The organism is Streptomyces sp. NPDC002619, from assembly GCF_042889305.1.
Classification (GTDB): Bacteria; Actinomycetota; Actinomycetes; order Streptomycetales; family Streptomycetaceae; genus Streptomyces.
In genome coordinates this window covers 237,259-251,376 of record NZ_JBIAQV010000010.1, presented here as the reverse complement: position 1 = coordinate 251,376, position 14,118 = coordinate 237,259, and the positions used below count along the sequence as shown (strand labels likewise).

Genomic DNA, 14,118 nt, shown 5'->3' with positions numbered 1-14,118 from the left:
TCGGATAACCCCACCCACGGATGCATACCGGGTCCAACGACCGCACTGCCCCGGCGTCACGGGGAACTGCTTGCCATCCTCAAGCAACGGCATTGCCCGCCCCCGACCAGATGGACCAGGGAGTCACCCGCACGCCTGGGGCTCCGCCCCAGACCCCGTCTCCGCCCACCCGCCCACCCGACTCGGTGGGCTGGATGGGTCCCGTACCCCGGGGCTCCGCCCCGAACCCCAGCGGGGACTGCGTCCCCTGCACCCCTCTCGGGGCTCCGCCCCAGACCCTTTCCCCCGCCCACCCGACTCGGGGCCAGGGGGTTCCGTACCCCCGGGGCTCCGCCCCGGACCCGGGCGGGGACTGCGTCCCCTGCACCCCTCTCGGGGCTCCGCCCCTGCACCTGCCGCCTTCGTCCAGCGCCCGTCGGGCCTCGCTGTCCGCCCGTCGGCTCAGCCCTGCCCCGCACGCGCCGATCCGCACGCGCCGATCCGCGCGCCCCGGCTCAGCTCCGGCCCTATGGCTCGCGTTCTGAGAACCCCGGCGCTCGCCTCCGCCCCGCCGGATTCACCCACGCTCACAGCTGAGGTTCACCACCGGGGCGTCGGCGTCGGCGCTCGTTCATAGCCGGGGCCTCCCGGAGCATTGGGCCGGGGTTTCGCCCGGGGTCGTCAGCCCTGCTGGGGGTGGTGCGCGGGGATCGGGGGGAGTTCGTATGTCGTTTCGTAGGTCGTCAGCATGTTGATGCGGCGGATGTGGCGCTCGTCACCTGAGAACGGGGTGTTCAGGAAGGTCTCGACGAACTTCGTCGCCTCCTCCGTCGAGTGCATGCGCGCGCCCACCGCGACGACGTTGGCGTTGTTGTGCTGGCGGCCCAGCGACGCCGTCTCCTCGCTCCAGGCGAGAGCCGCCCGCACACCCTTGACCTTGTTCGCGGCGATCTGCTCCCCGTTGCCGGAGCCGCCGATGACGATGCCGAGGGACTCGGGGTCGGCGGCCGTGCGCTCGGCGGCGCGGAGGCAGAAGGCCGGGTAGTCGTCCTGGGCGTCGTAGATCAGGGGGCCGCAGTCGACCGGGTCGTGACCCGCCGCCTTCAGCCATTCGACGAGGTGGTTCTTGAGTTCGAAGCCCGCATGGTCGGAGCCGAGGTACACGCGCATGTGACGAGTGTGGCACGGCTGATTCGGGGCAGCAGCTTCGGGTGCCCGGACGAGGACGCAAAGGGAAATTGTGAGTCAGGCCATAGAACCTCAAGGAAATCTCAAGTAACAATACGGATTCAAAGGTTCCCGAATTCGTTCGCCTCAGATTCACTGGACCGACTAGTACACCGCTCAGATGAACTTCGTACGAGGTCCCGTACCGCCGTCGCCACATCGACGTCCCCGCCGTACGGGAAACCGCTCCACCGGCGCAAAGGAAATCCGTCCATGACCCCTGGTTCCGGACTTCAGGCAGGCCTCAAGAACCGACATCTGTCGATGATCGCCATCGGCGGTGTGATCGGCGCTGGACTCTTCGTCGGCTCCAGTACCGGCATCGCGACCGCCGGCCCCGGCATCCTCCTGTCGTACGCCCTCGTCGGCACGCTCGTCGTCCTCGTGATGCGCATGCTCGGCGAGATGTCCGCCGCCAATCCGACCTCCGGCTCCTTCTCCGCGCACGCCGACCGTGCCCTCGGCCGCTGGGCCGGGTTCTCCATCGGCTGGCTGTACTGGTTCTTCTGGGTCGTCGTGCTGGCCGTGGAGGCCACCGCCGGTGCCAAGATCCTCGAAGGGTGGATTCCCGCCGTACCGCAGTGGGGCTGGGCGCTCATCGTGATGGTGGTGCTCACCGCCACCAACCTCGTCTCCGTCGGCTCCTACGGAGAGTTCGAGTTCTGGTTCGCCGGGATCAAGGTCGTCGCGATCGGCGCGTTCATCGTCATCGGCCTGCTGGCCATCTTCGGCGTCCTGCCGGGCGTGCACGCGGACAAGGCGACCTTCGGCAACCTCACCGACCACGGCGGCTTCCTGCCCAACGGGCCCGGCACCATCCTCACCGGTGTGCTGCTCGTCGTCTTCTCCTTCATGGGCAGCGAGATCGCGACCCTGGCCGCCGGTGAGTCGGAGAACCCGCAGCGAGCCGTCACCAAGTCGACCAACAGCATCATCTGGCGTATCGGTGTCTTCTACCTCGGCTCGATCCTCGTGGTCGTCTCACTGCTGCCGTGGAACGACCCCGCGATCAAGGAGAAGGGCTCGTACGTCGCCGCCCTCGACTCCCTCGGCATCGCGCACGCCGGCGAGATCATGAACTTCATCGTGCTGACCTCGGTGCTGTCCTGTCTCAACTCCGGCCTCTACACCGCCTCCCGCATGGCCTTCTCGCTCGGCCAGCGCGGTGACGCGCCCAAGGCGTTCGCCAAGACCACCTCGCGTGGTGTGCCGATGGCGGCGATCATCGCCTCCGTACTCTTCGGCTTCGTCGCCGTCTTCTTCAACTACAAGTTCCCGGACTCGGTCTTCCTCTTCCTGGTCAACTCCAGTGGTGCGGTCGCCCTGTTCGTGTGGCTGGTCATCTGCTTCTCGCAGCTGCGCATGCGGAAGATCATCCAGCGCGAGGCGCCGGAGAAGCTGGTCGTGAAGATGTGGCTGTACCCGTACCTGACCTGGGCCACGGCCGCGCTGATCGTCTTCGTCCTCGGCTACATGCTGACCGACACGGAGGGTGAGAGCAGCGGCCGTACGACCGTGCTGCTGTCCCTCCTCGTCGCCGCCGTGGTGATCGTGATCGCCGTGGTGAAGGAGAAGATCCGCGGCGGGCGTCCGGTCGCGGCGGCCGTCGCGGCAGACGAGCCGCACGACAAGGTTTCCGTCGGCTGATCCCGTCGGTCTCCCGTCCGGAAGAGCTTCACCGTTCACAGGACGGTGAAGCTCTTCTCCACTTTGTCGTACGTGGCCCGCGCCGTCGTCTCGATCTCCGGCTGGTACCAGGTGTTGACCTGGTACGACTTCCCCTTCGCGTCGAAGCCGATCAGGTTGCCGCGCGCGTTGGAGGACTTGGCGACCAGTTCCTGGCGGCTTGCTCTCGTCGAACGCCACCGCGTGGAGTGCCGCCGAACGCCCCGGCCACCCCGCTGCTCCTCGGCACCGACAGCAAGCCCGTGTCACCGGGCGGCGACCAATTGCCCAAGACCGGCGTGGGGCGCGACGTGCTGCCGCTCGGGACGGCCGGTGCCGCGCTCGTCGCGGTGGGCGCGGCCGGGGTGTGGTGGTCCCAGAGGCGGCCACAGCAGGGGCATTGACCAGAACGCGGAAGAGGCTCGCCGGACATACCTTTCGGTACGACCCGGTGAGCCTCTTCCGCAGGAACCGCGCCGTCAGCGCTTGTCGGCGAACTTCCAGGCCGTGGGCAGCGCGCCCATCGCCAGAGCGGCCTTGAGGGCGTCGCCGATCAGGAACGGGGTCAGGCCGGCCGCGATCGCGGCGGACGCGGACAGGTCGGCGGCGACGGCGAGGTAGGGGACGCCCACGGCGTAGATGATCGCCTCGCCCAGCACCATCGTGCCCGCCATGCGCAGCACGGAGCGGTCGGCGCCGCGGCGGGCCAGGGCGCCCACGACGGTGGACGCGAGGATCATGCCGAGGATGTAGCCGAAGGAGGGGGCCGCCGAGCCGGAGCCGGTACCCGCGAACCACGGCACGCCGGCGATGCCCGCGAGCGCATACAGGGCGAGGGAGAGGAAGCCGCGGCGGGCCCCGAGCGTCGTGCCGACGAGCAGCGCGGCGAAGGTCTGACCGGTCACCGGGACCGGGGAGCCGGGCACCGGGACGGAGAGCTGGGCCGCGAGGCCGGTGAGCGCGGCTCCGCCGAGCACGAGGGCGACATCGCGCACGCGGGAGGCGGGCAGGAGGTCGGCGAGGACCTCGCCGGGGCGGGCGGTGGCGGTGGCGGTGCTCATGGGGACTCCGCTGGTTCGGGCAGATCGGGACACGGTGACGCTATCCCAGCGCCCTCGAGCCGATCACCGTCAGCGCTCGACAAAGGGTGGAGCAGCGGCTTGGTGGGCTTCACACAAAGGGTGTCCCTTACACCCGGTACGGGGTGATGCCGGTCACTGAGATGGAGTGGTGTGGCGTACGGAGGGACTCCGCGGCGCGCCTGTGGGGTTTCACCAAACAGGCGTCGGCGTCTCGCCCGTCGGTCGCCGTCTGGGCAGCGCGCGGCCGTTTTGCTGGCTTCGAACGCATGGTTGCCCAGGCCCGGAACTTCACGTTGCGTCGCTATGTCGACCTGCGACGCCAGGGCACGGCCACCTGTCGCCTCCCGATGTGAGGTGACAGCGGTACGGATCCGGTGTGCGCCTCCATCTTTCAAGACGGTGCAGTGTCGGACCCGTTCCCGAGGAAGTTCCCCATGCCCCGTACCGCGGCACCCCTGCTCACCTCCCCCGCGCCCCGCGCCGCCGACCGTGACCGGCGGCGGACCAACGCCAGTGTCGTCGTGCGCTCCGTGCTGGAGCACGGGCCGGTGGCGCGCAGCACCATCGCCCGGCTGACCGGGCTGTCCCTGGTGTCCGTGACCGACTTCTGTGCCCGGTTCGCCGAACTCGGGCTGATCCGCGGGGCGGACGCGCCCCGCCGCTCGAACGGCGTGGGCCGGCCGCACGTGCACATGGAGCAGCCGACCTCCGCCGGAGGCGGCGGCAAGCGCCCGTTCGGGCATGCCCATGGCGCATCTAGAATTGCGTCGGTGCGTCAGCCCCTGCCCGGCGGGGGGACGTGGTCACTGGGGGGACCAGCGGGCGGGGAAGTCTCGGCTGGTCCGGTGGTGTGCATACGAGGGGGCAGTATCAGCATGGCCAGACAGCCGTCCGACGAGTCGCCCATATCCGACGAGGAGTGGGAGAAGTTCCTCCGGGATACGGAGCGGGAGGCCCTGGACTCAGCGCCGAAGGAACCGTCCGCGCGGGCGCGTATGGTCACCGCGCGGCTGCGGCAGCAGGAGGAGCGGGGGGAGCTGCCCGACGGGTGGCGCACCGGGCCCGCCTCGCAGGAGATGAACGGGCGTGCCACACGGCGTCGGCGGATGTGGGCGATCATCGGTATTCCCGTCGCGATCGCGGTCGTGCTGGTCGCGGTGAAGCCGTCGCTGCTGCCCGGGGATCCCTTGGGATCCGGCCCCTCGGACGACCCCGTCGCCGCCTCCGCGCTGCCCGCCGAAACCGGCCGCCCCACCGCACCGCCGTCCACGATGGCCCCGGGCACCCCCACCCTCGCCGACCCGTTCGCCGGCTCACCGGCCAAGCGGTACGCCGACGGCGCGGCCGGCATCGTACCGCCGAAGGCGACCGCGGTCGGCGTGTTCTCGAAGGCGCAGGTGGGGGAAGCTCTGCGGCAGACCAGGGAGTTGCTGGTCGACGCCAACCTCGACCCGGCCACGCTGCGCGGCGCGCGCCCCGAGGCCGCGCTCGGCGTGATCGAGCCCCGGCAGACAGAGCTGGTCGAGCTGCTCGACACGTCGCTGAGCAAGCCCGACGAGCGCCACGATCCCCTGACGATGTTCAGCCGCTTCGATCCCGACGAGACACGACTCGTCGGTGACGTGGTCAAGACGCGCGGGCGGATGACGTTCGAGGCCGGCAAGGACGGCTCGGTCGTCGTGCATGCCGACTACACCTTCGTCTACCCGCTGGTGAAGACGCGGGACGGGGCGACCGAGGTGGCGCGGACCGTCGTACGCCGCCTGCTCGACGTCCAGCTGTATGACCCGAACCGCTACCGGGTCACACCGGGGAAGATCAGCGTTCGGCACTACGACCAGGACGTCGGCAACTCCGCCTGCGACATCAACGACGGCTTCTTCCACCCCCAGTTCGCCTCCGATGCCCCCACCGGCCCCACGCCCTCCGGTTCCGCCGTCGACCCCTACGACCGCAGCCGCACCCTGGACCCGAACCGCGTGGATGGCTGCGGGACGGTCACCCGTATCTAGGTGTATTGATCACGAGCGTCGTTGACACTTGCCGGGGCTTGATCATGGCGAAGACCTCCGGTGTGGTGGAGGTGTCGAGTCTTCACCGCACGGAGTCACTACACGCCTGTCGCGGCGTAATCGGTTCCTCACCGTCCGTGCGGCGACTGTCCGGATTACGGGCGGTCTCTCCGTGAGAACGGACAGGCCGCCCACACTGTGGGCGATTTTGCCCACCTGCCGGACGGGACGAGCCACGCACATGCCCAGCAGCACCACAGTCGAGACACCACCACAGCAGGACCAGCACGACGGCGTCGCCCTCGCCCACGGCCTCAAGCAGCGCCATCTGTCGATGATCGCCCTCGGCGGGGTCATCGGCGCGGGCCTGTTCGTGGGCTCCGGGGCGGGCATCGCCGCCGCCGGTCCCTCGATCGTCGTCGCGTACGCCGTCTCCGGCCTGCTGGTCATGCTGGTGATGCGGATGCTCGGCGAGATGTCCGCCGCGTACCCGTCGTCGGGCTCATTCTCGGCGCACGCCGAGCGGGCGATCGGGCCGTGGGCCGGGTTCACCGCGGGCTGGTCCTTCTGGGTGCTGCTGTGCACGGCGGTCGGCCTGGAGGGCATCGGCGCCGCGCACATCGTCCACGGCTGGCTGCCCGGCACGCCCGAGTGGGCGTGGGTCGCGCTGTTCATGGTGGTGTTCTGCGGCGCGAACCTGACCGCCGTGAAGAATTTCGGCGAGTTCGAGTTCTGGTTCGCCGCGCTGAAGGTCGGCGCGATCTCCCTGTTCCTGATCCTGGGCGTGCTGGCCATCGCCGGGGTGCTGCCGGGCACGGACTCCCCCGGCGCCTCGAACCTGACCGACTTCCTGCCGGGCGGCAGCGAGGGCCTCGTCGTCGGCCTGCTCGCCTCGGTGTTCGCGTACGGCGGCCTGGAGACCATCACCATCGCGGCCGCCGAGTCGGAGAACCCGGTGCGGGGCGTGGCGAGCGCCGTCCGCACGGCGATGTGGCGCATCGCGGTGTTCTACATCGGCTCGATGGCGGTCGTCGTCACGCTCGTCCCGTGGGACTCGAAGGAGGTCGTCGAGAAGGGCCCGTACGTCGCGGCCCTCGACCACCTCGGCATCCCTGGCGCCGGGCAGCTGATGAACGTGGTGGTCCTGGTGGCCCTTCTGTCGGCGATGAACGCCAACATCTACGGCTCCTCGCGCATCGCGTACTCGCTGGTCCGGCGCGGCCAGGGCCCGAAGGCGCTGGGCCGGGTGTCGGGCGGGGTCCCGCGCGTCGCCGTCCTCGTGTCCTGCGTGTTCGGGTTCGTGTGCGTGCTGCTCAGCTACTGGCGACCGGACGACGTCTTCCCCTGGCTGCTGAACATGATCGGCGCGGTCATCCTGGTCGTCTGGATCTTCATCGCGGTCTCCCAGCTGCTGCTGCGCCGCCGCGTGGAGCGCGAGGCCCCCGAGAAGCTGGTCGTACGGATGTGGGCGTTCCCGGTGCTGACCTGGGTGGCGCTGGCGGGCATGGCGGCGATCTTCGTACTGATGGCCCGGGAGACGGACACCAGGGTGCAGCTGTACTCCACGGGCGCGATGACGCTGTTCCTGGCGGCGGTCGGGTATGTGCGGCAGCGGGTGCGGGCCCGGGCCTGAGCCCTGGCCGCGAAGGCCGACATCCTCGAAAGGCCCCCGCGGTGCACCCGTGGGGGCCTTCCTTTTGCTAGGGATGAACGGACAGGCCCTGCGAGGAAGTTACTCACAGGGCCTGTCCTGTTCGGGGCTGGTGCGGGCAAAGGAGCCTGGCCGACACTGGGGCACCCGTCCGTCGAAGGCGGGACTTCGGTCAGGGGGCGCACATGGAGTTCAAGCGGTGCCCGAACTGCGGCGGACCGCTCCAGGCGTTCCGCCCGCTCAGCGACGAGGAGAAGGCGTTCGTACGGAAAAAGAAGCCGGACTTCCCGCCCGAGGCCTATGTCCGCTGCACGGCGGAAGGTTGCCTTCGGTATCAGCGCAGCCTCAACTGGAAGGACGGCGGCAACCTCCCCCCGCCGGACGACGCCTGAGACTCAGAGGTTGCTGAAGTCCGGGCCCTTGGTCCGGGTGCGCTTGATCTCGTAGAAGCCCGGCACGGAGGCGACCGCGAGGGTGCCGTCCCACAGCCGGGCCGCCTCCTCGCCCTGGGGCGCGGGGGTCACGACCGGGCCGAAGAACGCGATCTGCTCGCCGTCGGGGCCGGGGACGGCGATGACTGGCGTGCCGACGTCCTGGCCGACCTTCTCGATGCCCTCCTTGTGGGAGGCGCGCAGCTCGGCGTCGAACTCGAAGTTCTCCTGGTCGGCGTAGTCGAGCAGGTCGGCGGGCAGCCCGACCTCCTCCAGGGCGCCGGCGATGGCCTCGATCGTCGGGCCCTCGTCGTTGTTGTGGATACGGGTGCCCAGGGCGGTGTACAGCGGGCCGAGCACGTCGGCGCCGTGCTTCTGCCACGCGGCGGTCACCACGCGCACCGGCTTCCACGCCTTGGTGGCGAGCATGTCCCGGTACTCCTCGGGCAGCTCGTCCAGCCTGTCCTCGTTCAGCACGGCCAGGCTCATGATGTGCCAGCGGATCTCGATGTCCCGGACCTTCTCCACCTCCAGCACCCAGCGGGAGGTCATCCAGGCCCAGGGGCACAGGGGGTCGAACCAGAAGTCGACAGGGGTCTTGCCGGAGCTGGTCGCGGTCGTCTCGGGCATGGCTCTCCTCGGGTAACAGTCCTTTCCGGCGCCAACGCCGAGCCCGTGCATCCCATTCCCCTGCTGCCCCTGTTCAGGAGCGCATGGGAAGATCGGTCCTGATCAGCCGTTGCCGCCCTTTCCGTGACCATGAGGGAGTGCCGACCGTGCCCGGTGAGAATCTGTCCCGCGACGAGGCCCGCGAGCGGGCCGCCCTGTTGTCCGTCGACGGGTACGAAGTGTCCCTGGACCTGCGCTCCGCCGTCGGCGACGCGGGCGGGAACGGGCCCGGCGAGCCGCACACCTTCCGCTCGGTCACCACGCTCCGCTTCCGGTGCAACGAGCCCGGGGCGTCCAGCTTCGCCGACCTGATCGCGCCGAGCGTCACCGCCGTCTCCCTCAACGGCCGCGACCTCGATCCCAGCGAGGTCTTCGACGGCACCCGGATCACCCTGGAGGACCTCGCCGCGGAGAACGAGCTGATCGTCGATGCCCAGTGCGCCTACTCCCGCACCGGCGAGGGCATGCACCGCTTCGTCGACCCCGAGGACGGCGAGGTCTACCTCTACACCCAGTACGAGCCGGCCGACTCGCGCCGCGTCTTCGCGGGCTTCGAGCAGCCGGACCTCAAGGCGCCGTTCCGCTTCGAGGTGCGGGCGCCGGAGGGCTGGACGGTGTGGAGCAACGGGGCGGGTGAACTCACCGACGGCGTCTGGCGGTTCGCGGAGACGAAGCCGATCTCGACGTACATCACCTGCGTGGTGGCGGGGCCGTACCACTACGTCACCGATTCCTACGAGCGGACCTTCGAGGACGGCACGAAGCTGGAGATCCCGCTCGGCGCGCTGTGCCGCAAGGGACTCGCGCCCTACTTCGACGCCGACGACGTCTTCCTGGTCACCAAGCAGGGCCTGGACTTCTTCCACGACCACTTCGACTACCCGTACCCGTTCGGGAAGTACGACCAGGCGTTCGTGCCGGAGTACAACCTGGGCGCTATGGAGAACCCGGGTCTGGTGAGCTTCCGCGAGGAGTACATCTTCCGGGGCAAGGTGACGCAGGCGTCGTACGAGGCGCGGGCCAACGTCATCCTGCACGAGATGGCGCACATGTGGTTCGGCGACCTGGTCACCATGGTGTGGTGGGACGACCTGTGGCTGAAGGAGTCCTTCGCGGACTTCATGGGCACGTTCGCGAACGTCGGCGCGACCCGCTTCACGAACGCCTGGATCACCTTCGCCAACCGCCGCAAGGCCTGGGCCTACCGCGCCGACCAGCTGCCGTCGACGCACCCGATCACGGCGGACATCCGCGACCTGCAGGACGCCAAGCTGAACTTCGACGGCATCACGTACGCCAAGGGCGCCAGCGTCCTGAAGCAGCTCGTCGCGTACGTCGGCGAGGAGGCCTTCCTGGAGGGCGCCCGGCGCTACTTCAAGCGGAACGCGTACGGCAACACACGCCTCGGCGACCTGCTGTCGGTGCTGGCGGAGACCAGCGGCCGGGACATGGCGGCGTGGTCGCGGTCCTGGCTCCAGACGGCCGGGGTGAACTCGCTGACCCCACAGGTGCTGCTCGACGCGGAGGGCCGGGTGGCCGAGCTTGCGGTGCTCCAGGAGGCGGCCCCCATCGCCCCGGCGGACCACCCGGAGCTGCGCCCGCACCGGGTGGCGGTGGGCCTGTACGGCCGTACGGCTGCCGGGGATCTGGAGCGGTACGCACGCGTGGAGACCGACGTCGACGGCCCGCGTACGGTCGTGGCGGAGCTGGCCGGTGCCGAGGCGCCGGAGCTGGTCCTGGTCAACGACGACGACCTCACGTACTGCAAGACCCGGCTCGACGAGACGTCCTTGGCCACCCTGCGGGACCACCTGGGCGCGCTGACCGATCCGCTAGCCCGTGCCCTGTGCTGGTCGGCGCTGTGGAACCTGACCCGGGACGCGCTGCTGCCGGCGCGGGACTTCGTGGACCTGGTGCTGCGCTACTCGGGCCGCGAGTCGGACATCGGCGTGCTGCAGATGCTGCACGCGTGGGCGAACTCGGCGCTGGTGCACTACGCGGCGCCCGAGTGGCGGGCGACCGGTGAGCAGCTGCTGGCCGAGGGCGCGCTGGAGGAGCTGAGGCAGGCCGAGCCGGGCAGCGAGCATCAGCTGGCGTGGGCGCGGTTCTTCGCGACGGTGGCGTCGGTCGAGTCCGACTTCCAGCTGCTCCAGGGTCTGCTGGAGGGCACGGCGAAGATCGACGGGCTGGAGGTGGACCAGGAGCTGCGCTGGGCGTTCCTGGAACCGCTGGCCGCGCACGGGGTCGCGGACGAGCAGGTGCTGAGCGCGGAACTTGCCCGCGACGACACGGCCTCCGGCAAGCGGCACCAGGTCCGCTGCCTGGCCGCGCGGCCCTCGGCGGCCGTGAAGGCGCAGGCCTGGGCGCAGGTGGTGGAGTCCGACGCGCTGTCGAACGCGCTGGTCGAGGCGACGATCGCGGGCTTCGCACAGCCGTCGCAGCGGGCGCTGACCGCGCCGTACACGGAGAAGTACTTCGCCGCGATCGAGCGGGTGTGGTCGCAGCGGTCGATCCAGATCGCCATGGACGTGGTCAGCGGCCTGTTCCCGTCGTACCAGGACAGCCAGGAGACGCTGGACGCGACGGACGGGTGGCTGTCGGCCCATGAGGGCGCCGCCCCGGCGCTGCGCCGGCTGGTGCTGGAGGCGAGGGACGACCTGGCACGCTCGCTGCGCGGCCAGGCCTGTGACGCCACCGCTACGACCTCTGGCCAAAGCTCGGCCCGTCCGTGACCGTTACGGAATTCAGGCAATAGCAGCCGTAACCCCTGGTCCGCACCCGAACGGACCAGGGGTTTTCGCCTCCTACTCGGCATCCGAACACGCGTCCTTTAGTACTGCCTCGTCCGCCTTTGTCGACGAGCGTGTAACAGCGGTTAAAGGGCGGTCACGGCCAGGGAATCGGGAGGTCATGACGCACAACACCCCGCTCTCCCCCCGCCCTCTCAGCGACCTCGGCGACGGCCGGCACCGCGTGCTCACGACGGGCCAGCTGCGCTCCCGCGGCGTCTCGACGGCCGAGCTGAACGAGCAGTGCCGCCCAGGTGGGCCCTGGCGGCAGATCCTCCCCCAGGTGATCCTGCTTCACCCGGGCCCGCCGACCAGCGAGGAGCGCCTGCACGCGGCGCTGCTGTACGCGGCGCGCGAGTCGGCACCGGGCGTACCGGCCCAGCCGCGCGGCGAGGGCAAGCACCGTCCCACCTACCCGGAGGCGATGATCACGGGCCTGGCCGCCCTGACCCTGTACGGCTTCGCCTCCGCCCCCTCCCTGCTGACCCTGGACCGCGTCGACGTCCTGGTCCCGCGCCTGCGCCGGCTGCGCTCGACGAACACGGTCCACATCATCCGCACGCCCGCGATGCCCACTCCGCGTCAGGTCATGGGCCTCCCGCTGGCCCCGGTCCCGCGCGCCCTCGCGGACGCGGTGGCCCAACTGTCGGACGCGACCGCGGTACTGCGGCTGCTGACGGAGGCGGTCCGCGGGGGCCACTGCGAACCGGCGGCCGCCGTACGGGAGTTGACCCAGGCGAAGTTGCTGTCCCGCTCACACGTGGTGGACGCGGTCGACTCGCTGGTGGCGGAGGGCCGGTCGAGGGCGGAGGACCACCTCTACCGGATGGTGCGCGAGCACGGCCTCCCCGACCCGGTCTGGAACGTCGACCTGCGCCTGCCCGGCGGCCCGCACCTCGGCGGCCTCGACGCGTACTGGCCGGACCAGGCGGTCGCGGTGGAGCTGGACACCCGGGCCCCCCGCCAGGTCGAGGACGCCCTGTGGTCGGAGTACGCCCGCAAGCGCGAACACCTGGAACGCCTGGGCATCACGGTCGTGTACATGACCCCGAAGAAGCTGCGGCACGCGATGGAACAGCAGGCGGCGGTGATCCGTACGGCGCTCATGGCATCGGCGGACCGTGATCCGGCGGCGTATGTGGTGGTACTGCCCCGGTAATTGCCGGAGGGGCACAGCAGGAGGGGAGAGGAGGGGCCACGACCGGGGTCACGACTTCGGGGGTGGCTCCTCCTCGCTGGCTGAGGGCCGCCCCCTAGACCCCGAGATCGCCCTCCGCGACTTCAAGCACCCCGAGGGCCCCGCTCTCCTCCTGCCCGCCAAGGCCTGGACGGAGTTCCTCGCGCACCTGACCCGTGTAGGAGGCGTCCACCCGGTCGAGCAGGTCGGCGTACGCCGCGATCATCCGCGTACGGCTGAACCGCTCCCGACTCGCGTCCAGGGTCTTCGCGAAGTCCGTACGGCCGGCGATCGCCGCCGACCAGGCCAGGGCGATGGCGCCGGGGTCCGGCGGGGTGACGAAGCCGTGGCCCGTGACGATCGCCGCGCTGTCGCCGACGTCCGTCGTCACCGGGACGGCGCCGCACATCATGCCCTCGATCAGGCAGAGGGGTGCCGCTTCCCCGGAGGAGGAGGTGAGGGCGACGACGTCGGAGCCGGCGTACACGGTCTCCATGTCGTGCCGTACCCCGAGCAGGTGCACGCGCTCGGCGACATCCAGGTCGCCCTCGAAGGCGACCTGGATGTCGGCCCACAGCGCCGGGTTGGCGTCCGTCATGCCGGCGCCGCACATCAGCACGTGCCCACCGCCCTCGCGGCCGAGCCAGGCCCGCGCGGCCCGCAGGAACAGGGGCACGTTCTTCATCGTGGCGTACCGGGCGGCGAAGACGATCACGGGAGCGTCGGCCGGGATGCCGAGCGGCGCCCGGAACGCGATCCGCACCGCCGGATCCGGCCGGAACCGAAGCAGATCGACCCCGTTCGGAATGACGTGCAGCAGGTCTTCGGGGATTCCGGCGGCCCGATACGCGTCCCGGGTCGACTCGGCGCAGCACACGCACGCGGCGACCGTGCCGTCGGCGATGGCGGCCTTCAGCTCGTCGAGCGCGGGGCCCTGGTTCTCGGGGTCGGAGCGGTGAAGGCATACGACCACGGGCCGACGCGGCAGCCCGCCCTGGTTCAGCAGAGCCAGGGGTTGTTCCTTGAGGGAGAGGATGACGTCCGCCCCTGCCATGGCCCGAGCGGTTTCGGCCAGTTCGGGCCCGCTGAAAACGGACGCCGCGACGGAGCCGTCGACGAGCCCGGCGCTGCGGTCGAGCGAGGTGACGCCGACCCCGCCCGCGGTGAGCGAGCGGTAGCAGGCGTCGTCCTGCATCCGCTGCCGGGTGGCCTCGCGCCGCACCTCGCCGTGGATGCTCAGCACCTGGTGGGACTGGCCGCCCTCGACCAGTCCCAGTACGACGTCACTGTGAACGATCCGGGCTCCGCCGGAGAAGAAGCCCTCGTAGACCGAGAGCACACGCAGTCCGTGCCTCGCGCGCACACGACCACCCGCCTTGCACATGAATCGAGCCATCCCCGTGAACAGCGGGTTAGCCGATATGAGGCGGTACGGA

At 70.2% G+C, this 14,118-nt stretch carries 10 protein-coding genes and 2 pseudogenes; 8 read left to right on the top strand and 4 right to left on the bottom strand.

Annotated features, from left to right (window positions below; all coding sequences use genetic code 11):
• Positions 1-660 precede the first annotated feature (660 nt).
• Positions 661-1,149: a ribose-5-phosphate isomerase gene (locus tag ACFYXB_RS19235; RefSeq protein WP_351354594.1), complete on the bottom strand. Its 489-nt coding sequence runs from the start codon at positions 1,147-1,149 to the stop codon at positions 661-663.
• A gap of 270 nt (positions 1,150-1,419) precedes the next feature.
• Here ACFYXB_RS19235 and ACFYXB_RS19230 point away from each other — a divergent pair, with 270 nt between their 5' ends.
• On the top strand, positions 1,420-2,853 hold the full coding sequence (locus tag ACFYXB_RS19230; protein WP_351354597.1) for an amino acid permease: 1,434 nt from the start codon (positions 1,420-1,422) through the stop codon (positions 2,851-2,853).
• A gap of 233 nt (positions 2,854-3,086) precedes the next feature.
• A pseudogene (locus ACFYXB_RS19225) lies at positions 3,087-3,275 on the top strand (LPXTG cell wall anchor domain-containing protein); the annotation flags it as partial.
• Between the two features lie 75 nt (positions 3,276-3,350).
• Here the strand turns inward: ACFYXB_RS19225 and ACFYXB_RS19220 are convergent.
• Positions 3,351-3,932: a biotin transporter BioY gene (locus ACFYXB_RS19220; RefSeq protein ID WP_351354603.1), complete on the bottom strand. Its 582-nt coding sequence runs from the start codon at positions 3,930-3,932 to the stop codon at positions 3,351-3,353.
• A 455-nt stretch (positions 3,933-4,387) separates the two neighbouring features.
• Between ACFYXB_RS19220 and ACFYXB_RS19215 the strand changes: the two genes are divergently transcribed.
• The 3 genes from ACFYXB_RS19215 to ACFYXB_RS19205 all read left to right on the top strand — a co-directional run bounded on the left by ACFYXB_RS19215 (position 4,388) and on the right by ACFYXB_RS19205 (position 8,008).
• The gene (locus ACFYXB_RS19215; protein ID WP_389583668.1) at positions 4,388-5,965 is read left to right on the top strand and encodes a hypothetical protein; all 1,578 of its coding nucleotides are present in this window, start codon (positions 4,388-4,390) and stop codon (positions 5,963-5,965) included.
• 241 nt (positions 5,966-6,206) lie between these two features.
• A complete protein-coding gene (locus ACFYXB_RS19210; protein ID WP_389583666.1) occupies positions 6,207-7,598 on the top strand; it encodes an amino acid permease in 1,392 nt (463 codons plus the stop codon).
• A 203-nt stretch (positions 7,599-7,801) separates the two neighbouring features.
• A complete protein-coding gene (locus tag ACFYXB_RS19205; RefSeq protein WP_389583664.1) occupies positions 7,802-8,008 on the top strand; it encodes a hypothetical protein in 207 nt (68 codons plus the stop codon).
• Positions 8,009-8,011: 3 nt separating this feature from the next.
• Here the strand turns inward: ACFYXB_RS19205 and ACFYXB_RS19200 are convergent, their stop codons facing one another.
• Positions 8,012-8,677: a DsbA family protein gene (locus tag ACFYXB_RS19200; RefSeq protein WP_389583661.1), complete on the bottom strand. Its 666-nt coding sequence runs from the start codon at positions 8,675-8,677 to the stop codon at positions 8,012-8,014.
• A gap of 146 nt (positions 8,678-8,823) precedes the next feature.
• Between ACFYXB_RS19200 and pepN the strand changes: the two genes are divergently transcribed.
• From pepN to ACFYXB_RS19185, 3 genes and pseudogenes are all read left to right on the top strand, one after another.
• The gene (gene pepN / locus ACFYXB_RS19195) at positions 8,824-11,448 is read left to right on the top strand and encodes an aminopeptidase N (RefSeq protein ID WP_389583659.1); all 2,625 of its coding nucleotides are present in this window, start codon (positions 8,824-8,826) and stop codon (positions 11,446-11,448) included.
• A gap of 178 nt (positions 11,449-11,626) precedes the next feature.
• Entirely contained in the window at positions 11,627-12,664 is a 1,038-nt protein-coding gene (locus tag ACFYXB_RS19190) for a hypothetical protein (protein WP_389583657.1), read from the top strand.
• A pseudogene (locus ACFYXB_RS19185) lies at positions 12,642-12,815 on the top strand (hypothetical protein); the annotation flags it as partial. The gene ACFYXB_RS19190 and the pseudogene ACFYXB_RS19185, both read left to right, overlap by 23 nt.
• Here ACFYXB_RS19185 and ACFYXB_RS19180 read toward each other — a convergent pair.
• Entirely contained in the window at positions 12,759-14,021 is a 1,263-nt protein-coding gene (locus tag ACFYXB_RS19180) for a glycosyltransferase (RefSeq protein ID WP_389583689.1), read from the bottom strand. The pseudogene ACFYXB_RS19185 and the gene ACFYXB_RS19180 sit on opposite strands and share 57 nt — an antisense overlap.
• Positions 14,022-14,118 lie beyond the last annotated feature (97 nt).

What these genes read in the sequence shown, in the direction of transcription:
- ACFYXB_RS19235 (WP_351354594.1), bottom strand. Translation starts at nt 1,149, where the DNA reads ATGCGCGTGTACCTCGGCTCCGACCATGCGGGCTTCGAACTCAAGAAC.
- ACFYXB_RS19230 (WP_351354597.1), top strand. Translation starts at nt 1,420, where the DNA reads ATGACCCCTGGTTCCGGACTTCAGGCAGGCCTCAAGAACCGACATCTG.
- ACFYXB_RS19220 (WP_351354603.1), bottom strand. Translation starts at nt 3,932, where the DNA reads ATGAGCACCGCCACCGCCACCGCCCGCCCCGGCGAGGTCCTCGCCGAC.
- ACFYXB_RS19215 (WP_389583668.1), top strand. Translation starts at nt 4,388, where the DNA reads ATGCCCCGTACCGCGGCACCCCTGCTCACCTCCCCCGCGCCCCGCGCC.
- ACFYXB_RS19210 (WP_389583666.1), top strand. Translation starts at nt 6,207, where the DNA reads ATGCCCAGCAGCACCACAGTCGAGACACCACCACAGCAGGACCAGCAC.
- ACFYXB_RS19205 (WP_389583664.1), top strand. Translation starts at nt 7,802, where the DNA reads ATGGAGTTCAAGCGGTGCCCGAACTGCGGCGGACCGCTCCAGGCGTTC.
- ACFYXB_RS19200 (WP_389583661.1), bottom strand. Translation starts at nt 8,677, where the DNA reads ATGCCCGAGACGACCGCGACCAGCTCCGGCAAGACCCCTGTCGACTTC.
- ACFYXB_RS19190 (WP_389583657.1), top strand. Translation starts at nt 11,627, where the DNA reads ATGACGCACAACACCCCGCTCTCCCCCCGCCCTCTCAGCGACCTCGGC.